This is a genomic window from Taibaiella sp. KBW10, from assembly GCF_003852495.1.
Lineage (GTDB): Bacteria > Bacteroidota > Bacteroidia > Chitinophagales > Chitinophagaceae > Edaphocola.
This window is the reverse complement of sequence record NZ_QAJI01000005.1, coordinates 241227-266649: the sequence shown is the minus strand read 5'-3', so window position 1 is coordinate 266649 and position 25423 is coordinate 241227. Positions and strand designations below refer to the sequence as shown.

Genomic DNA, 25423 nt, shown 5'->3' with positions numbered 1-25423 from the left:
TCCGGGTGTTTTTATTTCTATCTTAAATATTTAATTAATTCATATTCTTTTCGCAAAGCGAACGTTAATAATACGGAAAGCTAAATGTTTTGTAGTTTTATTAACTCATTTTTACTTTACATTTGTGTACCGTTTTTATTATATAAAAACAAATATTTACCTTTAAAAAGTCTAGTATAGCTTCATATAGCCGCGTATGTTACAATTTATGAAAAACAAAATTCTTATCCCTTCCGTTGTGTGTGGAGGATTGCTTGCCTTCTTATCGTTCCGATATATTAATGCCAATGCACAACCGCAGGGTCAAAATGCGATTATACAACAAACAGTAATGGCCATCATGGGAGAAGGTCACTATGCTCCCCGCGATGTTAATGATAGTTTTTCCAAAAAAGTATTTGATAAAGTAGTAGATGGATTGGACTATGATAAAAAATTCCTGCTGAAAGCAGATTACGATCAATTAAAGAAAAGCCAGTTCCTGATCGATGACCAGATCAAAGACAACAGAACGGACTTCTTTAATGAAGTAAACACGATTTTCGTAAACAGGATTACAGAAGCGGAGCAGTTTTATAAGCCGATTTTGGCAAAGCCTTTCAACTTTAATGAGAATGACAGCATCCAGTTGGATGGTGAGAAATTGGCTTTTGCAACTAGTTCGGCGGAGCTGAAAGAACGCTGGACAAAAATGTTGAAATATCGTGCCTTGGCAAAGTATACTGATCTTAAGAAAGCAGAAGATAAAAAAGCCAAAGATTCTGCCGGTTATACACCCAAAACAACAGTTGCACTGGAAATAGAAGCACGCGAATCGGTAAGCAAAATGCAGGATCGTTATTTCAAACGGTTGAAAAAACTAAATGAAAACGATCGGTTCTCCTTATATATGAATGGCGTGACTAACGCAGAAGATCCGCACTCTGACTTCTTCCCTCCCGAAGACAGAAAACGCTTTGATGAAGCGATGTCGGGAAACTTTATCGGTATCGGTGCGCAATTACAAGCCCAGGACGATGGCAAGATAAAAGTACAAATGATCATTACCGGAAGTCCAAGCTGGCGCCAGGGACAATTAAAGAATGGTGATGTGATCGAAAAAGTAGAAGGAGAAGATAAGCACCCTGTAGATATTGAAGGTTACGAAATAGAAGATGTGGTAAAACTCATCAGGGGAAAATCGGGTAGCGTGGTAAAACTGCATGTAAAACATGAAGATGGTACGCAACAAGTCATTCCCATCACTCGTGGTAAAGTAGAGATGGAAGATACTTATGCTAAATCTTCTGTGATAGAAAATAATGGTAAACGTATCGGATATATATACTTGCCCGAGTTTTATACCAACTTCACCGGAAACGGTGATCGTACCAGCGGTAAAGACGTAGAAAAAGAAGTCCTTAAGCTTAAAGAAGAAGGTGTGGAAGGCATCGTATTAGACCTTAGAAATAATGGTGGCGGTTCTTTGAGTGATGTGGTAGATATGGCCGGAATTTTTGTAGGAACAGGCCCTGTGGTGCAAGTAAGGGGAAGGGGTGATAATGTGATGACTTTACCAAGTGATCAGCCGCAACCCATTTATACCGGTCCTTTAGCGATTATGGTGAATGGTGGATCTGCCTCAGCATCCGAGATATTAGCTGCAGCAATGCAGGATTATGGCAGAGCTGTAATTATCGGTGCGAATACTTTTGGAAAAGGTACCGTACAAAAACTGGTTCCTTTAGATCCTTTTGTTTCTCCGGAAGCCCGCAAAAGCATTATTGACTCCTGGATTGCTGCTAAAAATGGTGACGCCAAGTTTGAGGGTATTGGTTCTTTAAAATTAACGATACAGAAGTTCTACCGCATTAACGGAGGTTCTACACAATTAAAAGGGGTTACGCCGGATATTCTTTTACCAGATGTGTATGAAAGCCTGGATGATATCGGGGAACGCAAAAACCCATCTGCCCTGCCTTGGGATAAAATTAAACAAGCAGACTATAGTAAAACAAACAGTATTCCTAATTTGCCGGCGCTGATCTCTGGAAGTAAACAAAGAATCGGTAACAATGAAACCTTCAATATAGTTAAACAAACCAGCGCTCGTTTAAAAGCACAACAAGACCATAATGTGTATCCTTTAAATGAGACAAAATACCTGGCCAAACAAGCAGAAGGGGAAGCCATCAGCAAGAAACTGGATCAGATTGACAGTGCAAAAACCAAGTTGAGCATTGTAAACCTGAAATCAGATTTGTCAAGAGTAACGATTGATACCAGTGCAAAAGAGAAAAACAAAAAATGGTTGGATGCGCTTAAAAAAGATGCTTACTTAAATGAGACAGTTAATGTTTTAAATGAGTGGATCAAAGTTGTCGCACTGAAGCCAACTAAATAGATATAAAAGATTTCCATAGAAAAAGGTCCGCCGGCAAAATGCCGGCGGACCTTTTTCTATATGACTGTTTATTGTAAGCCTTTGCAAAGAATATCTACCAAAATGGAGAGCTTCGCTTTATAAGTACTGTATTTCTTTTGTGTAAAAACTTCTTGCTCAAAACTTCTAAGGGCTGTAACCAGTACATGCGCAATAAAATCAATATCACGATCCTTGCGGCTGGCAATCTGCTTTTTTTCCATTGCCCAGCTTAAAATTATTTTAAGCACATTCGCTTCCTCTTCCACCTGCATTTTCGATATTTTGAAAAAAACATCATCATGCGCCCTGATCTCTTCTATGATAGAACTGTATGCTTGTATTAATTTATTGGAAGTATCTGCTTTCTTACCATAGTAAGCAATCAGGTTTTCCTGTATTGTTTTATCCTCCGTAACCTGTTTTTCTGCTAAACATAAAATATTTCTGAATTCGGCAAAAGCAATCAGTTCAAAAATGTCCTTTTTGTTTTTAAAGTAATGGTATAAAGTACTGCGGCTTTTGCCAAAAGCTTTAGCAATATCGTCCATTGAGACTTTATTATATCCATACTTTACAAAAACAGATTTTGCCGCTAAAACAATCTGTTGTTTTGTGCTTTCAAAATCAGACCATGTTTCCATATCGACAAANNTTTGTCGATATGGAAACATGGTTTTAAGATTTTACGCTTATTTTTAACCTAAATATAATTATTGATCATGTCGTTATTTAATAATCGATACATTTGATAATTATATAAATTTAATTTAAATTTGCCCCACTTAAAAAATATATTCGAACATAATGGCCCAAACGTCAAGAAATAAACCCGGTGTAGAAGTTTTTGGAGAAAACGAAACAAAAGGAAAAGCAACAGATGTTGCTTATTCAATTCAGAATTCTTTTGAGAAAAATCAAAAAGGAATTATTGGAGTAGTTGTAGCCGCCTTAATACTCGTAGGAGGTTATTTTGGATACAAGTATTTAATACAGGCTCCCGGCGAAGAAAAAGCATATAAAGATCTCTCTTACGTTCAAAAATGGTTTGAAGCGGATTCTTTAAAATACGTTATTAACGGTGATGGCCAACATCCAAGCGGTCCTGCAGTAATTAAGAAAAACAGCGGAACAAAGGCAGCTAACTTAGCGCAATACTATGTGGGCATGAGTTACCTGAAATCTAAAGATGCCAATAACGCCATTAAATACTTAAGTGAATTTAACGGAGAAGGTACTGTAATCGGTAACCTGGCTTATGGTGCCTTAGGAGATGCTTATATGGATGCCGGTAAAGTAGATAAAGCTATCGAAAACTATAAAAAAGCAGCTAGTAACGAAAATGATCAGTATACTTCTGCCTTGTACAGCTTCCGTGCCGGTTTGGCCAGCGAAAAAGCAGGTAAAACAGATGAGGCTAAGAAATTTTATAAAGACATTAAAGATAAATACCCAAATACCTTACAAGCCCGCGATATAGATAAATACCTGGCGCGTTTAGGTGAATTAAGCATCGATTAATTCAAACAACAATATTGCAAAGCCCTTAAGTACATTTCTTAAGGGCTTTTTTATGTATATCCCGCTTCTTCAAGATACAAGAAAACATAAAAATGGCTATCTTACAGCCTGTTTTTAGATAAATAACCATATGCAAACAGCAATGAACGGCCAGTCGGGCAACACCGATTTTTTTAAAAGTAAGGTACTGGGTCACCCCTCCGGATTATTCGTATTATTTTTTACCGAAATGTGGGAACGTTTTTCGTTTTACGGAATGCGGGTTTTACTGATTAATTTTTTAACCATGGCCGCCATCGGATCGAATCCCGGTTGGGCCTGGACTTCTGAAAATTCAGGTGCCTTGTTTGGTACATATGCCGGTTTGTTATATTTAACCCCTATTATCGGGGGCATCATCGCCGATAAATACCTAGGCTATAACCGGGCCGTTATTGTCGGTTGTATTATTATGACTTTAGGCCATGCCTCTATGGCACTTGAGACGGAGTTTTCTCTCTATGCCGGTTTAGCGCTATTGGTTATCGGCACCGGCTTCTTTAAACCGAATATCACTTCCATTATTGCCCAGATGTATAAAGACCTGCCCGAGAAAAAGGATGGCGCTTATACCATCTTCTACATGGGTGTAAATGCCGGTGCATTTTTTGGTATGATGCTTTGTGGTTATCTGGCCGAAAAAATAGGCTGGAGCTGGGGATTCGGCCTCGCCGGTATCTTTATGCTTTTAGGCTGCCTTCAGTTTGCGATGGCCAAGCCGCTCTTTGGCAAAATAGGCGATAAGCCGGAGCCCAAAAAAGCAGAAGACCTTAATGTTCCCGCAGAAAAACAGGAATATAAAGCCAATCCATTTACGATATTTGATAAAGTATTGATTGTTATTACTTCTATTATCGGTTTGTTATATTTATTGAATGATCCCTTGTCAAAAATCGGCAATGTACATTTATTACCACAAGCCTTTCTCCTCTCTAAAGATATTCTTTCTGGCCCAACGGTCATTATCATCCTGGGGTTAATCCTGTTTCTGGTTCTGGTCGTTTCCCGTATCTTAAGGTATGATTATGTACTGAGAGACCGCATGTTTGCCGTCATACTCTTTGTATTCTTTACGGTATTTTTTGTGCTTTCCTTTGAGCAAGGCGCGACCTCTTTGGTTATTTTCGCCAGAGATTTTACCAACAGGACTTTTGAAGGTTCTGCCGCTACGGCCTATATCGTCGTCAACACCTTACTTACGGTTGGCCCATTAGTTATCATCACCTGGGTATTGTTTAAATTGTTTAAGCAAACCTTTAAAAAGATATCCCTTTCTAACATTTTCCTCGGCCTGGCCTTTGTGGGGGTATGGGGATTGGTGATCTGGATGCTGAACAGAGATATTTCCAGTCATGCTTACGAGGTAAGCTACGAGGTGGTCAAGTCGCCCAGTATAGATAAAGAGGGAAATGTTGCTAAAGATAAAACCGGAAAGATCATTTATGAATATACACCGGTATCGGAGGCTTCGATCCTGAAAAAAGAAGGGATTGTAGAACAAAAGAAAGAAGCTTTTTCGACCTTGGATGTCTTAAAAGTAGGGGATAAGATTACTTTACATGAAGAAGCGGGGAAGCCTGTTTACCTGAGTCCTGAGCAAAAGGCAAAAATAGAGCAGCAATACAAGGGGCATGATAAACCGTCTACCATTACCTCCGGTACGATTTCTCAAATCAAAGATAGCCAGGTGGAGATCACTGCTTCCTGGTTCAGTATCCTGAACTCCTTCTTTATTATTGTCTTTGCCTCTTTAGTGTCTAAAGTATGGGAAAGTAAATTTAATCCGAGTGCCCCGGTGAAATTTGGTTTGGGATTGATCATTACGGCCATTGGGTTTGCCGTTCTGGCCTATGGTGCCAAAGCGATTCCTCAGGGAGCAGAACCGGGTATAGTACGCGTAAGCATGATCTGGTTAATTGTGGCCTATCTGTTCCATACACTTGGCGAGCTCTGCATCCAACCGGTGGGTTTAAGCTATGTAAGTAAGCTTGTTCCCGGCAAGATGATCGCTTTTATGTTTGGTATGTGGTATCTTGCTATCGCCATCGGTAATAAACTGGCAGGTTCCTTGGGCGGTATGATTGAAGAAGTAACCTCTAAGTATGATATGAGTACCTTCTTCCTTATTTTCACCTTTGTACCTACGGCTGCCGGCATCTTGCTTATTTTGCTGAATCCGGTTATCAAGAAGTTGATGCATGGGGTAAAATAAGGGTGATTTTGTATAAAAATTAACAACAGAAGAAAAAAATATCTAACTTTCACGCTGAATTAAAAATTAATAACAACATAACAATGTCTCAAACCACAACAGTTATTGAAGGTAAGGCACCTTCCAAAGGTCATCCAAAGGGTTTATGGGTATTATTCGGAACAGAAATGTGGGAACGGTTCAACTTCTACGGAATGCGGGCGGTACTCACCCTTTTCATGGTGAATGCCCTGCGTTTAGGTGAATCTGATGCTTCTATTATTTATGGCGGATTTTTAGCGCTTTGTTACCTTACCCCATTATTAGGTGGTTTTATTTCTGATAAATTTCTGGGCAATCGGAATTGTATCATGCTGGGTGGCTCCATGATGGCCATCGGTCAGTTTTTATTATTTTACAGTGCCAATACCTTTGAAGGGAATCTGGAATTATCTAAAGTATGGTTTTGGCTGGGGCTTACCGTCATTATTTTTGGTAACGGTTTCTTCAAACCAAATATCTCCTCTATGGTGGGCAGCCTCTATCCCGCTCACGAAAAATCAAAATTAGACTCTGCATTTACCATATTCTATATGGGTATCAACCTTGGTGCTTTATTCAGTCAATGGTTATGTCCGATCATCGGAGATGTAAAAGTGAACGGCGTTCAGGATGTACATGCCTTCCGCTGGGCTTATCTGGCTGCCGGTATCGCAATGATACTGGGTACTTTAATCTTCTTCGTGCTTAAAAATAAATATGTAGTAGGCCCTGATGGACACCCAATCGGAGATCTACCTTCAAAATCTAAAGCAAGAGCGGCAGATGGTGCTGCAGAAGAAGTAGCCAAATTCGCTCCTACAAGCTTAGCTTTTGTTGGCCTTTTATTTGTAGTGTTATTTTTTGTGTTCCGTTATTTACATGTGGATGAATTTTTCTTCAGCAATTTCGCGATAGGCACGCTCGTAAAAGGGATCATTTATCCTATTATCTATGCTGCAGGTATCTCTTTGGCGACTTTGATCCTGATGGATAAGGCCCTTACCAAAGTAGAAATACAAAGGATATTGGTAATCTATATTGTCTCCTTCTTTATTATCTTTTTCTGGGCTGCCTTCGAACAGGCGGGATCTTCTTTAACCTTTATCGCCTCTAATCAAACAGACCGTAACTTTTTGTTTGGCTGGGAAATGCCTGCATCTATGGTGCAGATCTTTAATGGTTTATTCGTAGTTATTCTTGCTGTTCCGTTTAGCATGATGTGGGATCGTTTAAGATCAAAAGGAAAAGAACCGGTATCGCCGATGAAACAAGCCATTGGTTTATTATTGATCGCGTTGAGCTATTTTATCATTGCGCACAATGTAAAAGATCTGGGTAATTCCGGTTTATTGGCCATTAAATGGTTGATCCTGCTTTATTTTATCCAGACTTGTGGTGAATTATGTTTGTCGCCCATCGGTCTTTCTCTGGTAGGAAAATTGGCTCCTAAGCGTTTCTCTTCTTTACTATATGGGGTATTCTTTATCTCCAATGCGGCGGGTTATGCCTTAGCAGGTACTTTGGGTTCTATATTACCTTCTACAGGTGATAAGTTTAAAAAAGCACAGGAAATGGGCTTCAACCTGCAAGATATATTGGATAAAAAAATAACCTTGACGGCAGAGCAACTGACTTTATTCAAAGAAGCGCAGATCAACACTACTTACAGCCAGTTTGCCGGCTTCCAAATCCATAATTTATATGAGTTCTTTATGGTGTTTGTGGTGCTTTGTGGTATTGCTGCTGTTATATTAGCCATTCTGTCGCCATTCTTAAAAAGAATGATGCATGGCATCAAATAATTAAAAAAATAACATACTTTTAGAGTCCCTAATATACATTAGGGACTTTTTATTTAAACACAAGTTTCATGAGCGAAAATCTGACAATAGATCAAATTCAAAATTTCGAAGGCAAGTATCCTAAACAATTATGGAGTTTATTTATGGTAGAAATGTGGGAACGTTTCTGCTTTTATGGTATGCGGGGTATTCTGACCATATTTATGGTGGGTCAGCTCGGCATTATCGGTAGTGAAGCCAATCTTAAATACGGAGCCATTCAGGCCTTCGTATATGCTTTTACCTTCCTTGGGGGTATTTTTGCCGATAAAATCCTGGGGTTTAAGAAGTCTTTGTTTTTTGGTGGTCTTTTTATGATCATCGGTAATGTGATTATTGCGATTTCTCCACATGACCTGTTTTATATCGGGATTACTTTATCAATTATTGGTACCGGATTCTTTAAACCCAATATATCTTCTATGGTGGGGGATTTGTATAAAGAAAATGATCCCCGCAGGGATGCCGGTTTTGGGATGTTTTATTCAGGTATAAATGTAGGGGCCTTACTTGGTGGTGCCATTTGTGTTTATTTGGGCAAATACGTATCCTGGAGCGCTGCATTTGGGGTTGCGGCAGTGGTTATGGTGATTGGATTAATCACTTTTGCGGTAACGAAGAAAAACCTGGGGCCAATCGGAGATTCTCCCTTAATGGCCTTACCTGTTTCGAAAAGAAGGACCAGGGAAATATTGGTCTATCTTTCTGCTTTAGTCTTTATACCACTTATCTTGATAATGGTCCAAAATACCGATTATACAGACTATTTTATGTACACTATTGCTCCGGTTGCAGTAATCTACTTCTTGTATGAAACCTATAAGGTTAAAGAGCGTTCTTTCCAGTTAAAGTTATTGGCCGCATTTGTATTTATATTTTTCTACTTCCTATTCAATGCTATATTTGAGCAGAGTGGCGGTTCACTCTCTTTATTTGCAGAGAAAAACTTAAGCCATCACCTGCTTTTCTTCGATATTGATCCCAATATCATCAACAATAGCTCAAATTCACTGTTTGTAATCGTATTAAGCCCGCTAATCGGCCTGCTATGGTTATGGCTTGCAAAAAGAAAATTAGAGCCAAATACCATTATTAAATTCGGTATAGGGTTTATATTTTTATCTGCATCCTTCTATATTTTCTATTATACCCGGTTTTTTGCGGATGCAAACGGTATTACTTCTTTAGGAATCTTTACTTTCGGCTACTTTATCACAACGATCGGGGAACTCTGTCTGGGTCCCATCGGGATGTCTACGGTAACCAAATTATCGCCTAAAAAGCTAACCGGTATGATGATGGGGCTTTGGTTCTTAGCCAGTGCTTTCGGGCAGTTTGCCGCAGGGAAGTTGGGAGCAAGTATGACCAATGATGATCCAAATGCCAGCCTGATGACAAAATTGATTTCTTATACCGATGGTTATTACCAATTGGCCATTTATGCAATTGTCGCCGGGATTATCCTGATTCTGTGTGCTCCTTTGATTAAAAGATTGATGGGCGGTATCAAATAACTATTTTTTGAATTTTAAAAGCAAAAGCTGTTTCTCTTATAGAAACAGCTTTTTTTGTGTGTAATAATAATACCTTTGCAGCATGAAAAACATCATCTTATTTGCTTCCGGAGCAGGCTCTAATGTACAGGCGATTATCGATTATTTTGAAGGAAAAAATACCGTAAAACCTGTCGCTATCGTCTGCAATAAACCTGAAGCCGGTGTCCTTCAAATCGCCCAAAAATACCAAATACCAGTAGAGATGATTGATAAGCAATCATTTAGCTCTGATGAGTTTATGAATAAACTAAATACATATAGTCCTGATTTACTGGTACTTGCAGGTTTTTTATGGAAAATACCCGCGATTTTAGTACAAAAATATCCCGGTAAGATCATTAATATTCACCCGGCCCTATTGCCCAATTTTGGTGGAAAAGGTATGTATGGCATGCATGTGCATAATGCTGTTATTGCCCAAAAGGAGCCGGAAAGCGGAATAACGATACACTATGTAAATGAGCATTATGATGAAGGAAACATCATTGTACAGGCGCATTGCAAAATTGAGCCCTCCGATACTCCGGAAGATCTGGCCCATAAAATACACCATTTGGAGCATTTCTATTTTCCGAAAGCAATCGAGTTTCTATTGAAATAAAGGCACATAAAACTAATATAAAAAGGCTTTTCATTCTTAATGAAAAGCCTTTTTGATAAGGAATAAATCGCTTATACTAATGTATCTATAGGATAATATTCCTACTATTTTTGCAGCACTTCAAGACCCATGAGTTGCTGATATTTTAAAGGTATCAAGGCTTTTTTTGTCCCCTTATCCAGCTTAAATGTATACGTTTCGCTACTTTCTTTGGAAGATATGGTTACATCACTATATTCGCCGTTTCGGACGTTAAAGCGCTCTTTTACTTTTAACTGTATATCCGGGTAATGATAAGGGCTTTCACAAATCTTATATCCATTTTCTATCTGCCCGCTACTCCAATTACGATCATAAGATGATGAGGGGTCCATTGCACTGGGATCATCCGATTCTATCATAAAATAGGGTCTTAAAATCTCTATAACAGCATCTATAGAAGCTACTTTTCCGGGAACTGTTTTTAGCAACTGAAACTGATCATTATAAACCATAACCTGATCTTTGCCATAAAAAATAGTGCAATTCGAAAAAGTATGATCTTCCTGTCTAAGACCAGAAGAAAAGTAGTCACTTGCACTGATGCTTTGTATCAGCTTATAGGATTGTACCACATCATATATATCATACCCATTTTTCGATTTAGCAATCAGGCTTGACGACCAGTAAGGATACCTTATTGTTATATAAAGATAAGGGAACGTCTTAACCAGCTTCATATTCCGGCCAAGCAGCGCACTTTTCCCATCCTTTACAACATGTAATAATTCACCTCCCCACCGATACATGCGATACTCATCTTCTCCTACCAAAAACTGTAGTTGTTTTCCGGAGGTTTTCTGATAAAAAAACAGCTCCTTTCCTTTTTTAAAACCAAGATAATCATCGGTAAAGATAACTTTGCCCGTATAGATAGGCTTCAGGTATTCTTCAAGCTGTGGCACTTTCACCAGGCCAAATTTACCGTTTACAGAAAAATCAGTATAATTATCCTGTGCAGATATTTTGCTGAAAGAACCGAGCAGGAATAGAATAAGGTAAAAAAGATATCTTTTCATCATCAAGTAATCAAGGGTTTAATTTTAGTGATAAATATAGTTATGGCATTTTTCAAAAAGAAGAGGACATATTACTTATCGTCTCCTTTTTGAAAATATGAAACCTACCTCCCCATGTGTACCAAGAGAATTTGGATATCACTTGGATTTACTCCGGAGATTCTGCTGGCCTGTCCTAAAGTATGTGGTCTTATATTACTCAACTTTTGGCGGGCCTCAGTAGAGATCGCCTGCACTTTATCAAAGTTGAAATTTTCCGGAATTACCAATTCTTCCATAAACCTCATTTTGTCCACCATCTCTTTTTCCTTTTCCATATAAATTCCATACTTCAATAAAATCTCAGCCTGCTCAATTTCCTCATTTTTGAAGGCTTTGAGACTTTCGTGGAGTAGGGGAAGGTTAGCAGACAATTTATGTATCGAAATGTCGGGCCTTAAGACCAATTTTACCACTTTTTGACGCTCTTTTAGCGCTGTTTGGCCACTATTTTCCAAATAATCGTTTATTTCAGCCGGTTCAACGGACATATCTGCCAATATCGATTTTATTTTAGCTACGTTTTCAATTTTAGTATTTACGGCATCCAGGCGATCCTGTTTGGCCAATCCAAGGTCAAATCCTTTTTGTGTTAAACGCACATCGGCATTATCTTGTCGGAGTAATGTCCGGAATTCGGCACGGGAGGTAAACATACGATAAGGTTCATCCGTTCCTTTGTTGATCAGGTCATCGATCAGCACCCCGATATAGGCTTCGTTTCTTTGTAAACTGAAAGGGGATAATTCCTGTACATTTCTGCTGGCATTAATTCCGGCCATGAGTCCCTGGCAAGCCGCTTCTTCATATCCGGTAGTACCATTGATCTGTCCCGCAAAAAAGAGGTTCTGAACCAGTTTGGTTTCTAAGGTAAACTTCAATTGTGTCGGTGGAAAAAAATCATATTCGATGGCATAACCCGGACGGAAGAATTTACAGTTTTCAAAACCAGCCACTTTTTGAATGGCTTTATACTGAACTTCTTCTGGCAGGGAGGTACTAAATCCATTCACATAAATCTCTACGGTGTTCCAACCTTCAGGTTCTACAAACAACTGATGGCTGTCTTTATCTGCAAAGCGATTGATTTTATCTTCGATACTGGGACAATATCTTGGACCGGTACCCTGAATTCTACCTTGAAACATAGGTGATTTTTCAAAGCCTGTCTTCAATATATCATGTACTTCCTGGCTGGTATAAGTGATCCAGCAATTGCGTTGTAATTTAGGATCGGCTTTTATCTTGCTTTCCACCTCTTTATAAGAGAAACCGACAACCTCTTCATCACCTTCCTGAACCATCATTTTGGAGTAGTCCAGGCTTCTTCCATCGATCCGTGGAGGTGTTCCGGTCTTCAATCTGCTGGCTTCAAAACCTAAAGAAACCAATTGTTCGGTAATTCCCGTGGCACCACTTTCACCCATTCTACCCCCACCAAATTGCTTTTCTCCTACATGTATAATTCCGTTAAGGAAGGTTCCATTGGTTAGTACAACCGCCTTTCCCCTGATTTCCTGACCCATTCCCGTCACAATTCCCTGTACTGTTCCACGTGAAACAATCAGACCTTTTACCATATCCTGCCAAAAATCAAGGTTTGGTGTCTGTTCTAACATTTCTCTCCAGGTGGCGGCAAATACATGCCTATCACTTTGGCATCTTGGGCTCCACATAGCAGGTCCTTTAGACTTGTTTAGCATTCTGAATTGTATCATCGACTTATCCGATACGATCCCACTATAACCCCCTAAGGCATCTATCTCTCTTACGATCTGTCCTTTACCAATACCTCCCATTGCAGGATTACAACTCATCTGTGCAATTGTCTGCATATTCATGGTCACCAATAAAGTCTTACTACCCATATTAGCAGCAGCAGCAGCAGCCTCACAACCGGCATGGCCTGCCCCAACTACTATAACATCATATTCTGGAAACATCTGTATTTTTAATTTACTGCAAAGATATTTATCCTATACTTATATACCTAATGAATAAATCTATAGGTGGTAAAGCGGTACACAATTACAGGTATTATATTCTCTACAGGTGATGTTTCACGTGGAACAATACTAGTAGTAAAATGTACGCAACGTTTCACGTGAAACAAATACTATTTATATTAGCTTAACAATAAAATATGTACTTTTGCGGTTCTATTTTAAATAATAAAAATAAAATGTCAGCATTTGATAATTTTGATCCTAACTCAGTGGGATTAAAAGATAACAACATCTTCGGATTACCTACAACTGAAGAAAACGCTTCCTTAATTATTATTCCCGCACCATGGGAAGTAACCGTAAGTTACAGAGCCGGAACCTCCAGAGGCCCGGAGCAAATCATGGAAGCCTCTTTACAAATAGATCTGTATGATCCAGATGGGATTGATGCCTGGAAAAAAGGATACTATCTATTACCGGTAGATAAAAACATTAAGAAGAAAAGTGATTATCTACGTTCTTGCTCTGAACTGATCATTAGCGCATTGTCTGAAGGTGCCCCGATTGACTGTAATAACCAGTTGTGTCAAAAGCTTAAAGAAGTAAATGAAGGGGGACATATCTTTAAAGAATGGATCAAGAACCTGACGCTAGAATATATAGAGAAGGGAAAAACTGTAGTAATGGTCGGTGGTGATCATAGTACGCCTTTAGGATATATTCAGGCATTGGCTACAAAGCATAAAGATTTTGGGATCTTACAAATAGATGCTCATGCAGATTTGAGAATCGCCTATGAAGGATTTACTTATTCTCATGCTTCTATTATGTATAATGTATTAGAAGAAGTACCGGAAGTAACTAAATTGGTTCAGGTAGGTATTCGGGATTATTGTGATGAAGAGTTGAGTATTATCAATAACAACAAAAGGGTACAAACCTTTTTTGATAAAGATATTAAAGAACGTCTGTATGAAGGGGATACCTGGAAAGCTATTGTTACTGATATCGTTGATAGCCTTCCTCAAAAAGTTTACCTCAGTTTTGATATAGATGGTTTAGATCCTAAATTATGTCCGAATACCGGTACTCCGGTTCCGGGCGGTTTTGAAGTAGAACAGATTTTCTATTTATTCAAAAAGCTTAAAGAAAGTAAAAGAGAAGTGATCGGCTTTGATCTGAATGAGGTCAGCTCCGGCGAACATACGCATGATTGTATTGATCCTTTGGTTGGCGCCAGGGTATTATATAAAATGTGTAATATCTTAATGTCCCAACAGTAAATTAAACGACCCTATTAATGTCTACCTTCCAGCTTTTATTACGATCAAAAGGAGTGAATAGCCGTAATGTTACGTTCTCTCATTTAATGGCCGCATTCCTCCTTATTATCATGGGGGCGGTATCTTTTATCATCATGGCCTTATTAGGCGAAACAAAGGCTGCTGTAGTGTCTTCAGAGGCAATATTATACCGAACAGTATCTGCTATATATATTGTATCCGGTATCCTTATTTTGTTTATCACGATCAGGTTTAATAAGAAAATAACTATCCCGAAGAATAGTACCAAACTAAGGATTGCGGAAATAGTTATGCTCTTGCCTGTTTCTATCTTTTGTTTTACAAAAGCATGGTATGTACCTGCCGCTTTTTCTGCAGTAGGTATCTTTGGTATCTTGTATGCTTTTTTATATGAGAATACGGCTGCAAAACCGAATATAGTACAGATATCAAAAGACGGTATCACGATACCAAATCATAAGACTTCCTTCCTTAGCTGGGATAAAGTACTTAGGTTAATTGTACGACACCAGATATTAACGATTGAGGTAACAGGCAATAAACTATTTCAACTAGACCTTTCCTCCGATCAAAAACCGGATGTAGAAAGCATCGAATCTTTCGCCTTAATACACATAAAGGAAAACAAAAAGGTAATAAAGAATGACTGGTAATATTTTGTTTTATTAGAATAATAATCATACATTTATTTTAATAAAACAAATAGTATTACCTATAAAACAATCTTTATGACTTTTAACCCCACGAATGTATTTGATGAGATTTCATCTACCACAGAAAAATTGTATAAAGGTTATGAAACCTTACAAAAAATGGAAACGGTAGAAGTAGCCACCACACCAAAAGAATTAGTTTTCCAAAAAGATAAAGTAAAGATATACCACTATTTAGGCGATGCACCAGCTAAATGCAAGATACCGGTGCTGGTATCGTTTGCTATGCTGAATCGCCACGACGTATTAGATCTGCAACCGGATAAAAGCTTAATGAAAAAGTTTGTAGACCTTGGATTAGATGTATATATCATGGATTGGGGTTATCCTACCCAGGCTGATAAATACCTGACCATGGAAGATTATATCGACGGGTATATGAATGATGCGGTAGACTTTTTAAGAAAAAGACATAAAGTACCTAAAATTCATAAAATGGCGATTTGCCAGGCAGGAACCTATTCTATGATTTATGCCAGCCGTTACCCTGAAAAGTTACAAACACTGACTACTTATGTAGCACCATTTGATTTTGGTTCCAGAGAGAATATGCTGTACAAATGGGCAAAATACCTGGATATTGATACTATGGTGGATAGTATAGGAACGATACCAGGCGAAATGATAGATAGTGCCTTTTCTATGTTAAAACCATCTATGAACATCTCTAAATACTTAGGAGTAATGGATAGTCTGGATGATGAAGATAAAATGGCAAACTTCATGAGAATGGAGAAATGGAAAGCAGATTTACCGGCCATTGCAGGGGAAATGTATCGTAAATATATCAAGGACTTATTTAAAGATAATAAGTTGATTAATGATGAATTTTACCTGGGTGGTACTAAAGTAGATCTAAAGAAAATGACGGTGCCTTATCTTAATGTGTATGCTACCGGAGATACGATCATCCCAAATAACAGTACATTGGCCATTATGGATAAAATAGGCTCAAAGGATAAAACAGAATATGCATTTCCGGGTGGCCATATCGGCGTCTTTGTGGGTAGTAAATCTCAAAAAGAACTTGCTCCAACGGTAAGCAAATGGGTAATGGAAAGAACTAAATAAATAATAATATTTTATAATATGAATAATGCGCTTCAAATGAAGCGCATTATTTTTTAATATGATCCGGTATTAATGATGCTCTAAAGTGTAATTAATAATTTAAACCACCGTAAATCAGTCTATTATACGGGTACTTATTAAGGAGTTGTACACAAACAGGTGTATAACTACGTTAAAAGAACCCTAAGAACTCAGGTATAACTTCATAACATTACCTTAAGATATAAATAACATTAATTTAATAGAAGAATAGTACACAGCACTATGGTAAAAGTAGAGAGTTATCCCAATCCACAAATCAAATACTTATCTTAGCTCAGGGTTATCCACAATGTGGAGTATAAACAACAGAATACAGTAAAGACAATACTTTCAGGCTATAAAAACGATGTTAATAAGTCTATAATAAACACACATTCCTGATAAAACCTAAAAGGATAAGTATAGTTTTCCTCATTTCCACAGTCCTAATAATAGTTAGTAATTTTTTATAAAAAAATATATTAACTAATACTATAAAACAGGTAATAGCAAAAAATGGGTGCGCTTTGTTTTTCGAAATAAACGGCTACTTTTGTTCTCACGAAAAACAAACCACCGTTTCTGAATCCAAACATGACAAACGCCAATAGCCTTCAAATTTCCATCAGCACCGATAAAAGTAAACTGGATCGTTCCTTCATCCACTCGTTTATTTCGAATGCTTATTGGGCAAAAGGCAGAACCATGGCGGCAGTGGAAACATGCATTGCAAACTCATTGAATTTCGGTGTGTATGCACCATCCGGAAAACAAATCGGTTATGCAAGAGTCGTAACAGACTATGTGCAGTTTGCCTACCTGATGGATTTGTTTATTGCTGAAGGGGAAAGAGGTAATGGCTATTCAAAATTATTGATGGCATACATCCTTCAGGAGGAAAGTCTAAGCAATGTAAGGGTTTGGCGTCTGGCAACCAGCGATGCACACGCTTTGTATGCGCAATTTGGATTTACGGCAGTACAGCATCCTGAAAAATTAATGGAAAGAATCGTTTCTTAGTCTATGCTTACGGTAAAAAACTTACATATCCGGTTTGAAGGAGCACATCCTTTCCACGCATTACAAGGCATTTCATTCCGTATTCCTAAAGGAAAGACCTTAGCCCTGATTGGTACTTCTGGTTCGGGCAAATCGCTGACCTCACTGGCCATTATGGGTTTACTACCCAAGAATACGCAACAGACCGGCTATATCATCCTGGAGGAAAAAGAAGATCTTATTTTAAATAAACTGAGTGAGCAGGAATGGACCAAGGTACGCGGTAAAAAAGTAGGTATGGTCTTTCAGGAACCTATGAGTGCTTTAAATCCAATTATGACGGTAGGTGCGCAGCTGCAGGAGAGTATCTTAAGCCATCAGAATATTAGTAAGGCAATTGCCAGAAAAAGCGCGATCAGCTGGCTGGAAAAAGTAAAATTGCCGCAACCGGAAGTTTTATATAAACGTTATCCACATCAGCTGTCCGGAGGGCAAAAGCAAAGGGTTATGATCGCAATGGCCATGTGTAATCATCCGGAAGTACTGATCGCTGATGAACCGACGACAGCTCTGGATGTGACGGTACAACAGGAAGTAATCCAGTTGATGAAAAGCCTGCAACAAGAGTTTGGTACGGCAATGTTGTTTATTACCCATGACCTGGCGTTGGCCAAACTGATAGCGGATGATTACCTGATTCTTGAAAAAGGTAAAGTGGTGCCAAAGATGCACACCCCGGAATTTCACAGAACAGAAATACCCATAACAAATACAGAAGTCATATTGACAGTAAACCAGTTAAAAGTATATTATCCCGAACAAAAAAACTGGCTTGGAAAATCTACAGGATATTTTAAAGCGGTGGATGGGGTCAGCTTCCAGATCAACAAAGGAGAAACTTTAGGACTGGTGGGTGAATCAGGATGTGGAAAAAGCACTTTAAGTAAATGTATCTTGGGCCTACAAGCTGCTACTGACGGACAGATCAGTTTCAAAAACAGGGATATTACCCATTTATCCACAAAAGAATGGCAAGGCCTTCGAAGAAATATCCAGATTATCTTTCAGGATCCTTATGCTTCACTAAATCCCAGAATTAAAATAGGCGATGCTATTGGAGAACCTATTTTGGTACATGGACTGGCTAAAGGAAAGGCAATAAAAAACCGGGTACTGGAATTACTGGATCAGGTACAGTTGCCGGCAACTGCTATTAATAAGTACCCACACGAATTTTCCGGAGGCCAGCGACAACGTATCTGTATTGCCCGCGCCCTGGCGGTACAACCCGAGTTGGTCATCTGCGATGAGTCGGTATCAGCTCTGGATATCAACATTCAGGCGCAAATCCTTGAATTACTCCATCAGTTACAAATCACATTCGGATTAACATATTTATTCATTACGCATGATCTACATGTAGTTAAGGCAATTAGCGATCGCATAATGGTTATGGAAAAAGGAAGAATTGTAGAGCAGGGATATACACACGATATTCTGAATCATCCTCAGGAAGCCTATACTAAAAAATTATTGGCGGCTGCGCCTCGCTTGTAATTATTTTTTTAAATTATTGACTCCTGCTCGCATGAAAAAAGCCGTATATTTTATAAGTGGTCTGGGCTCCGATGAACGGGTATTTCAACATTTAGACCTCAATGCTTATGAAGTACATCATATAAAATGGATAAAACCTTTTTATAAAGAATCGATGGCAGCTTATGCCAGGAGGTTGGCACAGCAGATTAATGATGTAAAACCGGTTATTGTCGGGCTTTCTATGGGTGGCATGATGGCTGTAGAAATAGGTAAATTTTTAGAAACGGAAAAAATAATCCTGATCTCTTCTGCTAAATATGCTTCCGAATTGCCCCGTCAGTATAATTTCTTCGCAAAACTAAAGTTACACCGTTATCTCCCTGATTTCTTATTAAATAGACCTAATAAAATACTCTATCGCCTTTTTGGTGTGGATAAGCAAAGGGATAAAGTACTGCTCCGGAGTATTATACAGGATACCGATCCAAAATTCGTCCGTTGGGCAATAGATGCCATTCTGGAATGGGATAATGAGGAAGTTAGAGGCAAGGTTATCCACATTCACGGAACAGAAGATCGTATCATTCCGATAAAAAATATTGCCGCCGATTATATCATCTCAAAAGGAAGCCATAGCTTGGTTTTTCAAAAGCCGGAAGAAATATCTGCCTTGCTTCTGAAAATAATGGATACGTAAAGGGTGAGTAGTTTATTTTTTACCCTTATTAGATAATTCAGTTAATACAAATGCTGCAGCGCGCTTATGATCTGTTTCCAGTTTATTGAGTAAAGTGATTGCGGCAACGGTGGGAATTTGATCAAACCACTTTTTATCCCATCCGGGATTATTTTTTATATCAAGTGCCATAGGCAATAAAGAATCCAGCTTTTTTATTTGGCTTGGCTCATGCAGGCAAAGACGGAAAGTATCGTATAGATTAAGGATACTGTTTTTTAATTTTGTTGCAGTCGGTGTAGCCACTAAAAGTGCTCCCGAAGCAGTAGTCCCCATACCGGAAGTATCTTTTTGTTGTAACAACACTTTTAAATGGGCCAAAAAATCTAAATTTTGCTTAGTTAACAGGAGAATAGCTTCTGTTTGTTTTAAGATAGCCTCATCATGGGTCTCTTTCCTGATCAGCTCAGCAATATCATTATAGGTTTTCGTAAGGGCTGAATAATTTTCTAAAGAATAATTTATTTCTTTAAACTGAGCTACAGTTTTTTGATTGGCGCTTTGACAACTTATAGAAGTGAACAATAGTAAACAGGAAAATAGTATTTTCATCATACAAAATCGCGGGCTGTTTAATAAGGAAAATAAGCCATAAATAAGAGGGAGATCATTTGAAAGCCGAGGATTATCCAGAACGGGGTTTTACTCGCTTCCGTTATATTATAGAGTAAATGGGTCACTTTTGTCTTAATAAGCTCGTCAATTTGGATCTTATCCTGGTTAAAGTCTATATCATCTAAAGCGATTTTCTTAAAAGCAAACGTCAGGATTCGCTTTACCCATTTGTTTTCTGACGTTTCCTTTATTTGATGGATCATTTGCACTTTAAGCATTGTTTTATCCACACCCTGTTTCATTAGTTCGGGTTGTAAGGCTTTTGATTTGCTGATGATTTTATCCAAAACGGGTAAGATTACGGTTTCCGACTTATCCTGTACAATCCTGTTGATCAATTTGGTGATCACATATTTTCCACAAAAAACCATAACCAGATAAACACAAACCAGTAATAAAATCCATAATAGGGAGCCAATCGGCTTTTGCAGGAACATTAAAATCAATGCCGGTGCGGCACTTACATGAGCGCTACTTCCTGCAGACCCATCTTTTAGTAAAAAAAATAGGCCCAGAAAAACACTGATAACGGATATCGATCCGAAAAAACCACTGATTTTAATCCAGGTACCTGCGGCCATAGCAGTGAGCCTGGCCATATATTTCAGATTTTCTTTCATATTGTCTGCAAAATAATAAAATTCAGTATATATCAGATTTATAAATACCGGAACGCATTTTTCTTTTTATTCAGGGAGGGTAACCATAGACCAGTTTACCTGATAAGGATATGGTTCATAAAAGCGACTATCTTCGCTAATTGTAAATCCCTTATCATAATCCGCTTTAGCTTCATGCATAAGATTACGGTATTGTATTTTAGCTCCCTTTTTCAATTGGCATATTCCTTTATAATACTTTGCGTCCGAAAATTGGGAATATTGCTTTATGGATCGGTCAAGATAATCTATAGCTTTATCATAATCCCTTAATTCATATTGGATGATGCCCATAAAGAAAAGCTCAAGGTAATGGACGGTATATCCTGCAGGCCTTCCTGCTGCCCGGTCAAGCTCTGTTTGCAGTACGCGGCGTGCCTGTTCCAAATTACCCAGTTGTAAATGACACAAGGCGATATAAAAATCATAAGTATGATCATTCTCATATCCCAACCCGAATTCCTTCTTAGCCATTTGCAGATCGGTAAGTGCACCGGCGTAATTTTTTTGGAAAATGCATTTTAAAAAGCCCCTTCTGCTCAGATTTCGCTTTCGGTTATACTGTACGGCACGATCATAACTCACTAAAGCCATTTCATACCTTCTGGTTTTCCATAAAGGCAGGGCTTTATATTCCCATAAAATGGCAATTGTCGTATCCAGACTTAAGGCTGTATCAATATAATCTGTCCATTCCTGGCTTATATAATGATGTTGATAAGCGCCTTTATCAAGATATTTTTCAATAATAGCCTCCTGAGCCGGTGTATATTCTTGCTGCGCATAGGGTGTTTGTAAATAGAGCAGGCTAAAGAACAATAACAAAGTGATGAGCTTGAACATTTATTATAATATTTTAGGGAGATCGAATATAGCTATTCGGTGGGGATAAAAAGGAGGATATACCTTTGTTAACCAATCATTTAAAAATATGAAACAATAGGATAAGGGGCTTAATCCGGCAGATTGATTATCACAAAAAATAAAAAGTTTTCCACATTAAAAAAAAATCCTATCTTTGCCCTCCAAAAATTTCTTATAAAAGGAGGACATTAAACTTGGAAGAAAACCAAATTCTTAACAATCAAAACAATGCACACGACGATTTCGATTGGAGCATTGACAAACGCAACGTTTCTAACTATTCTCAGGAGAAGCGTCAAGCTCTTGAAAAAGAGTATGAAGGATCATTCAAAGCTATCACTGACGGGGAATTAATTACCGGTACAGTAGAAGGTTTGACTAAAACTGATGTTATCATCAATATTGGTGATAAATCTGATGGTTTAGTATCCTTAAATGAATTCCGTGACATGCCCGGTGTAAAAATCGGTGATGAAGTGGAAGTACTTGTTGTGGAAAAAGAAGACCGCAACGGTAACTTAAATTTAAGCCGTCGTATGGCGCGCCAAGTGCGTAGCTGGCAGAACGTGGTGGACTACTTCAAATCTGGCGAAGTGGTTACTGGTACGATTACCTCCAAAACTAAGGGTGGTTTGATCGTAGACGTTAACGGTTTAGAAACGTTCTTACCGGGTTCACAAATCGATGTGAAACCAGTTACTGATTACGATCAGTACGTAGGTAAAACGATGGATTTCAAAGTTGTGAAAATCAATGAGCAAATCCGTAACGCTGTAGTATCTCATAAAGCGCTTATCGAAAGCGATTTAGAGCAACAACGTGGCGAAATCATGTCAAAATTAGAGAAAGGACAAGTATTAGAAGGTACCATCAAAAATGTTACTGACTTCGGTGCTTTCGTAGATTTAGGTGGTGTAGACGGTTTGTTATATATTACAGACATCAGTTGGGGTCGTATCTCTCACCCAAGCGAAGTACTGGAAAACGGTCAGAAATTGAACGTAGTTGTGCTTGACTTTGATGATGAGAAAAAACGTATCAGCTTAGGTTTGAAACAATTATCTGCTCACCCTTGGGATAGTCTTTCTGCTGAAATCACAGAAGGCTCTGTAATCAAAGGTAAAGTAGTAAACATCGAAGACTATGGTTCTTTCTTAGAAGTATTACCAGGCGTAGAAGGTTTGGTACACGTTTCAGAAATTACCTGGAGTTCTCAACCGATCAATGCAAAAGAATTCTTCACTATGGGTGACGAATACGAAGCAAAAGTAGTTACTTTAGATAGAGAAGAACGTAAAATGTCTTTATCTATCAAGCAATTGACTGAAGATCCTTGGGAAAATATCGACGAGCGTTTCCCTGTAGACAGTAAACACAAAGGAACAGTTAAAAACATTACTCCATACGGCGTATTTGTGGAATTAGAAACCGGTATCGGCGGTATGATCCACATCAGCGACTTAAGCTGGACTAAGCGTTTTAACCACCCAAGTGAATTTACTAAAGTAGGTGATGTTATCGACGTAGTAATCTTATCTATTGATAAAGACAACCGTAAATTATCTTTAGGTCACAAACAAATTGAAGATGATCCATGGATCAACTTCGAAGGTATCTTCCCTGTAGGTTCTACACACGAAGGTAAAGTGATCCGTAAAGATGACAAAGGTGCTAACATTCAATTAGAGCACGGTTTGGAAGCATTTGTTCCGGCACGTCATTTACGTAAAGAAGATGGTGGAGACATTAATGTAGACGATACATTAAACTTCGTAATCATCGAATTCGATCGTAACGACAAACGTATCATGGCTTCTCACGCTCGCGTTTGGGAACAAGCAAAATCTGATGAGAAAGAAGCAGTAGCCAAAGAAACTAAAGATTCTGTAAAGAAAATGCAGGATAAAGTTGAAAAACCAACTTTAGGTAACTTAGGTGCTTTAGCAGACATCAAACAAAAATTAAAAGACGAAGAAGAGAATAAATAATTTTCTGAACTGTTTATAAAAGAATAGCCCCTCCGAAAGAGGGGCTATTCTTTTATATGGGCATTATGCTACTCTTTTATTAAACCATTGATAATCAAAAGTGTCGAAGCCTAAATAAAATCACTGATGAAATCATTTATTACGATAGCACTTACCACAGTTATTTTTTTACTCCAGGCCTCAGCAAGCTATGGCTCCGTGGTATACAGCACCGAATGGAAATCGGAGGCAAATGCAAAAGTATATGTGACCGAATGGAAATCAGAAGCCGATCTGATTGTGTATAAAACCGAATGGAAGTCGGAAGCAGATAAGAATAATGGGTTTTGGTTTTTTTCTGAATGGAAGTCTGAAAGTAAAAAGATCTTTTTCACCGAGTGGAAATCGGAAGCAGATATCATTATTTACTATACGGAGTGGAAGTCTGAGGCGGGTTGGCAGAAGCCGGCGAAACAATATTTTTTGGATTAGGGTGGTCGTTATTTGACAACTACTCAGTATTTTCCTTAGTGAATGTAGTCATTTGAGGTATTACATATTCCTTTACAGATGGGTTAGCATTTTTCATTTTGCAATTTACAAATTGTAAAATATATTATAAATAACAACTATTCTTGCATCATAAATAATTTAAACTATTTATTTACAAGGTATATTGACTATCAAAATCAAAATTTTCTGCCTAAAAAATTCTATTGCATGGGATAGTAAAAAATAGAAGGAGGATCATAGTCTTTTAAAATACGTATTCCGGCTNNAGCCGGAATACGTATTTTAAAAAGAATAACAGGATATATTTACACCCTGTACACCGGTAAAGGCACAAATTCTGTTTCTCCCGGTACTTTCGGGAAGGTCTGTTCTTTCCAGGCTTTCTTTGCGGCCTCTATTTTTTCTTTATCCGAATGTACAAAGTTCCAGTGTATATAGCGCTCTTCGGGAAAAGGGTCGCCTCCAAAAATATATACGGTTGTATTTGCTGCCATTTCAAAGCTGCAGAGTGTTGCATCTTTAGCCACAAGAATCTGTTTCGGGCCAAACGTTTCACCCTCGCTGCTGATGCTGCCCTCAAGGATATACAAGGCACTCTCTCCGAAAAGATGGTCGCCAATATGCACTGTAGCCGCTTCGGTACTTTTAAGTTCAATCAGGAACAAAGGGCTGTGTACCGGCACTGGCGACTGGAGACCAAACAATGTTCCGGCAATCAGTTTATAGTTTATCCCGTCTGCTTCCCAGTGGGGAATGTCTGTAGCTTCTATATGGGCAAAAGAAGGGTCACAGTCTTCCAGATCTTTGGGTAAGGCTACCCAAATCTGTAAGCCATGCAGGCTCTTCTCCGAATGTCTTAAATATTCCGGGGTGCGTTCCGAATGGGTCACTCCTTTTCCGGCGGTCATCCAGTTTACCGCACCGGGTTTTATTTCCATGGCCACCCCCATACTATCCCGGTGCATGATGGAGCCTTCAAAGAGGTAGGTTAAAGTAGATAAACCAATATGTGGATGTGGAGGTACATCAAAGTTTTCATAATCCTTCAACGTTACCGGTCCCATATGATCAACAAATACAAAAGGACCCACCGCGCGTTTTTGAGCAAAAGGCAATAAACGGCCCACCATAAAACTGCCTATACTGGCAGCACGCTCTTCTATAATTAGTCCGACGTTAGACATATA

21 protein-coding genes are annotated in these 25423 nt (G+C 38.5%); 14 read left to right on the top strand and 7 right to left on the bottom strand.

The genetic code is table 11. The features are described from left to right. Positions 1-208 precede the first annotated feature (208 nt). Positions 209-2383, top strand: a complete 2175-nt coding sequence (locus DBR32_RS11645) for a carboxy terminal-processing peptidase (RefSeq protein ID WP_158605974.1) — start codon at positions 209-211, stop codon at positions 2381-2383. 68 nt (positions 2384-2451) lie between these two features. Here the strand turns inward: DBR32_RS11645 and DBR32_RS11640 are convergent, their stop codons facing one another. Continuing rightward, positions 2452-3045, bottom strand: a complete 594-nt coding sequence (locus DBR32_RS11640; RefSeq protein ID WP_158605973.1) for a TetR/AcrR family transcriptional regulator — start codon at positions 3043-3045, stop codon at positions 2452-2454. 163 nt (positions 3046-3208) lie between these two features. Between DBR32_RS11640 and DBR32_RS11635 the strand changes: the two genes are divergently transcribed. From DBR32_RS11635 to purN, 5 genes are all read left to right on the top strand, one after another. Continuing rightward, a complete protein-coding gene (locus DBR32_RS11635) occupies positions 3209-3922 on the top strand; it encodes a tol-pal system YbgF family protein (RefSeq protein WP_124636508.1) in 714 nt (237 codons plus the stop codon). A gap of 130 nt (positions 3923-4052) precedes the next feature. Next, complete coding sequence (locus DBR32_RS11630) at positions 4053-6173, top strand: peptide MFS transporter (protein WP_124636507.1); 2121 nt, start codon at positions 4053-4055, stop codon at positions 6171-6173. An 83-nt stretch (positions 6174-6256) separates the two neighbouring features. Further along, entirely contained in the window at positions 6257-7996 is a 1740-nt protein-coding gene (locus DBR32_RS11625; protein ID WP_124636506.1) for a peptide MFS transporter, read from the top strand. A 68-nt stretch (positions 7997-8064) separates the two neighbouring features. Then, a complete protein-coding gene (locus DBR32_RS11620) occupies positions 8065-9549 on the top strand; it encodes a peptide MFS transporter (RefSeq protein WP_124636505.1) in 1485 nt (494 codons plus the stop codon). 82 nt (positions 9550-9631) lie between these two features. After that, positions 9632-10192: a phosphoribosylglycinamide formyltransferase gene (gene purN, locus DBR32_RS11615; RefSeq protein ID WP_124636504.1), complete on the top strand. Its 561-nt coding sequence runs from the start codon at positions 9632-9634 to the stop codon at positions 10190-10192. A 104-nt stretch (positions 10193-10296) separates the two neighbouring features. Here the strand turns inward: purN and DBR32_RS11610 are convergent, their stop codons facing one another. Then, a complete protein-coding gene (locus DBR32_RS11610) occupies positions 10297-11253 on the bottom strand; it encodes a hypothetical protein (RefSeq protein WP_124636503.1) in 957 nt (318 codons plus the stop codon). 101 nt (positions 11254-11354) lie between these two features. Further along, positions 11355-13232, bottom strand: coding sequence for a tRNA uridine-5-carboxymethylaminomethyl(34) synthesis enzyme MnmG (gene mnmG / locus DBR32_RS11605; protein WP_124636502.1), 1878 nt, complete (start codon positions 13230-13232; stop codon positions 11355-11357). Positions 13233-13471: 239 nt separating this feature from the next. Between mnmG and DBR32_RS11600 the strand changes: the two genes are divergently transcribed. From DBR32_RS11600 to DBR32_RS11575, 6 genes are all read left to right on the top strand, one after another. Beyond that, positions 13472-14518, top strand: coding sequence for an agmatinase family protein (locus tag DBR32_RS11600; RefSeq protein ID WP_124636501.1), 1047 nt, complete (start codon positions 13472-13474; stop codon positions 14516-14518). Positions 14519-14535: 17 nt separating this feature from the next. Next, positions 14536-15192, top strand: a complete 657-nt coding sequence (locus DBR32_RS11595; protein WP_124636500.1) for a hypothetical protein — start codon at positions 14536-14538, stop codon at positions 15190-15192. A gap of 75 nt (positions 15193-15267) precedes the next feature. Continuing rightward, complete coding sequence (gene phaC, locus DBR32_RS11590) at positions 15268-16323, top strand: class III poly(R)-hydroxyalkanoic acid synthase subunit PhaC (protein WP_124636499.1); 1056 nt, start codon at positions 15268-15270, stop codon at positions 16321-16323. Between the two features lie 615 nt (positions 16324-16938). Then, positions 16939-17364 (top strand): GNAT family N-acetyltransferase, encoded by a 426-nt coding sequence (locus DBR32_RS11585; protein WP_124636498.1) that lies wholly within the window; start codon positions 16939-16941, stop codon positions 17362-17364. 3 nt (positions 17365-17367) lie between these two features. Next, positions 17368-18900: an ABC transporter ATP-binding protein gene (locus tag DBR32_RS11580; protein WP_124636497.1), complete on the top strand. Its 1533-nt coding sequence runs from the start codon at positions 17368-17370 to the stop codon at positions 18898-18900. A gap of 31 nt (positions 18901-18931) precedes the next feature. After that, a complete protein-coding gene (locus DBR32_RS11575) occupies positions 18932-19579 on the top strand; it encodes an alpha/beta fold hydrolase (protein ID WP_124636496.1) in 648 nt (215 codons plus the stop codon). 12 nt (positions 19580-19591) lie between these two features. Here the strand turns inward: DBR32_RS11575 and DBR32_RS11570 are convergent, their stop codons facing one another. From DBR32_RS11570 to DBR32_RS11560, 3 genes are all read right to left on the bottom strand, one after another. Beyond that, complete coding sequence (locus tag DBR32_RS11570) at positions 19592-20173, bottom strand: hypothetical protein (RefSeq protein ID WP_124636495.1); 582 nt, start codon at positions 20171-20173, stop codon at positions 19592-19594. 17 nt (positions 20174-20190) lie between these two features. Continuing rightward, positions 20191-20853, bottom strand: a complete 663-nt coding sequence (locus DBR32_RS11565; protein ID WP_124636494.1) for a hypothetical protein — start codon at positions 20851-20853, stop codon at positions 20191-20193. 66 nt (positions 20854-20919) lie between these two features. Further along, positions 20920-21735: a tetratricopeptide repeat protein gene (locus tag DBR32_RS11560; protein ID WP_124636493.1), complete on the bottom strand. Its 816-nt coding sequence runs from the start codon at positions 21733-21735 to the stop codon at positions 20920-20922. Between the two features lie 215 nt (positions 21736-21950). On the opposite strand from DBR32_RS11560, the gene rpsA reads away from it, so the two are divergent. Both rpsA and DBR32_RS11550 read left to right on the top strand, forming a co-directional pair. Then, positions 21951-23744 carry a 30S ribosomal protein S1 gene (rpsA, locus tag DBR32_RS11555; RefSeq protein WP_233559725.1) on the top strand — a complete coding sequence of 598 codons (1794 nt, stop codon included), beginning with the start codon at positions 21951-21953 and terminating at the stop codon, positions 23742-23744. A 126-nt stretch (positions 23745-23870) separates the two neighbouring features. Then, on the top strand, positions 23871-24215 hold the full coding sequence (locus DBR32_RS11550) for a DUF6150 family protein (RefSeq protein ID WP_124636491.1): 345 nt from the start codon (positions 23871-23873) through the stop codon (positions 24213-24215). Positions 24216-24541: 326 nt separating this feature from the next. Here DBR32_RS11550 and DBR32_RS11545 read toward each other — a convergent pair whose 3' ends face one another. Continuing rightward, the gene (locus DBR32_RS11545) at positions 24542-25420 is read right to left on the bottom strand and encodes a pirin family protein (RefSeq protein ID WP_124636490.1); all 879 of its coding nucleotides are present in this window, start codon (positions 25418-25420) and stop codon (positions 24542-24544) included. Positions 25421-25423 lie beyond the last annotated feature (3 nt).

Excerpts from the sequence above, each read along its gene's own strand:
- DBR32_RS11645 (WP_158605974.1), top strand. The coding sequence starts at position 209 with ATGAAAAACAAAATTCTTATCCCTTCCGTTGTGTGTGGAGGATTGCTT.
- DBR32_RS11640 (WP_158605973.1), bottom strand. The coding sequence starts at position 3,045 with ATGGAAACATGGTCTGATTTTGAAAGCACAAAACAACAGATTGTTTTA.
- DBR32_RS11635 (WP_124636508.1), top strand. The coding sequence starts at position 3,209 with ATGGCCCAAACGTCAAGAAATAAACCCGGTGTAGAAGTTTTTGGAGAA.
- DBR32_RS11630 (WP_124636507.1), top strand. The coding sequence starts at position 4,053 with ATGCAAACAGCAATGAACGGCCAGTCGGGCAACACCGATTTTTTTAAA.
- DBR32_RS11625 (WP_124636506.1), top strand. The coding sequence starts at position 6,257 with ATGTCTCAAACCACAACAGTTATTGAAGGTAAGGCACCTTCCAAAGGT.
- DBR32_RS11620 (WP_124636505.1), top strand. The coding sequence starts at position 8,065 with ATGAGCGAAAATCTGACAATAGATCAAATTCAAAATTTCGAAGGCAAG.
- purN (WP_124636504.1), top strand. The coding sequence starts at position 9,632 with ATGAAAAACATCATCTTATTTGCTTCCGGAGCAGGCTCTAATGTACAG.
- DBR32_RS11610 (WP_124636503.1), bottom strand. The coding sequence starts at position 11,253 with ATGATGAAAAGATATCTTTTTTACCTTATTCTATTCCTGCTCGGTTCT.
- mnmG (WP_124636502.1), bottom strand. The coding sequence starts at position 13,232 with ATGTTTCCAGAATATGATGTTATAGTAGTTGGGGCAGGCCATGCCGGT.
- DBR32_RS11600 (WP_124636501.1), top strand. The coding sequence starts at position 13,472 with ATGTCAGCATTTGATAATTTTGATCCTAACTCAGTGGGATTAAAAGAT.
- DBR32_RS11595 (WP_124636500.1), top strand. The coding sequence starts at position 14,536 with ATGTCTACCTTCCAGCTTTTATTACGATCAAAAGGAGTGAATAGCCGT.
- phaC (WP_124636499.1), top strand. The coding sequence starts at position 15,268 with ATGACTTTTAACCCCACGAATGTATTTGATGAGATTTCATCTACCACA.
- DBR32_RS11585 (WP_124636498.1), top strand. The coding sequence starts at position 16,939 with ATGACAAACGCCAATAGCCTTCAAATTTCCATCAGCACCGATAAAAGT.
- DBR32_RS11580 (WP_124636497.1), top strand. The coding sequence starts at position 17,368 with ATGCTTACGGTAAAAAACTTACATATCCGGTTTGAAGGAGCACATCCT.
- DBR32_RS11575 (WP_124636496.1), top strand. The coding sequence starts at position 18,932 with ATGAAAAAAGCCGTATATTTTATAAGTGGTCTGGGCTCCGATGAACGG.
- DBR32_RS11570 (WP_124636495.1), bottom strand. The coding sequence starts at position 20,173 with ATGATGAAAATACTATTTTCCTGTTTACTATTGTTCACTTCTATAAGT.
- DBR32_RS11565 (WP_124636494.1), bottom strand. The coding sequence starts at position 20,853 with ATGAAAGAAAATCTGAAATATATGGCCAGGCTCACTGCTATGGCCGCA.
- DBR32_RS11560 (WP_124636493.1), bottom strand. The coding sequence starts at position 21,735 with ATGTTCAAGCTCATCACTTTGTTATTGTTCTTTAGCCTGCTCTATTTA.
- DBR32_RS11550 (WP_124636491.1), top strand. The coding sequence starts at position 23,871 with ATGAAATCATTTATTACGATAGCACTTACCACAGTTATTTTTTTACTC.
- DBR32_RS11545 (WP_124636490.1), bottom strand. The coding sequence starts at position 25,420 with ATGTCTAACGTCGGACTAATTATAGAAGAGCGTGCTGCCAGTATAGGC.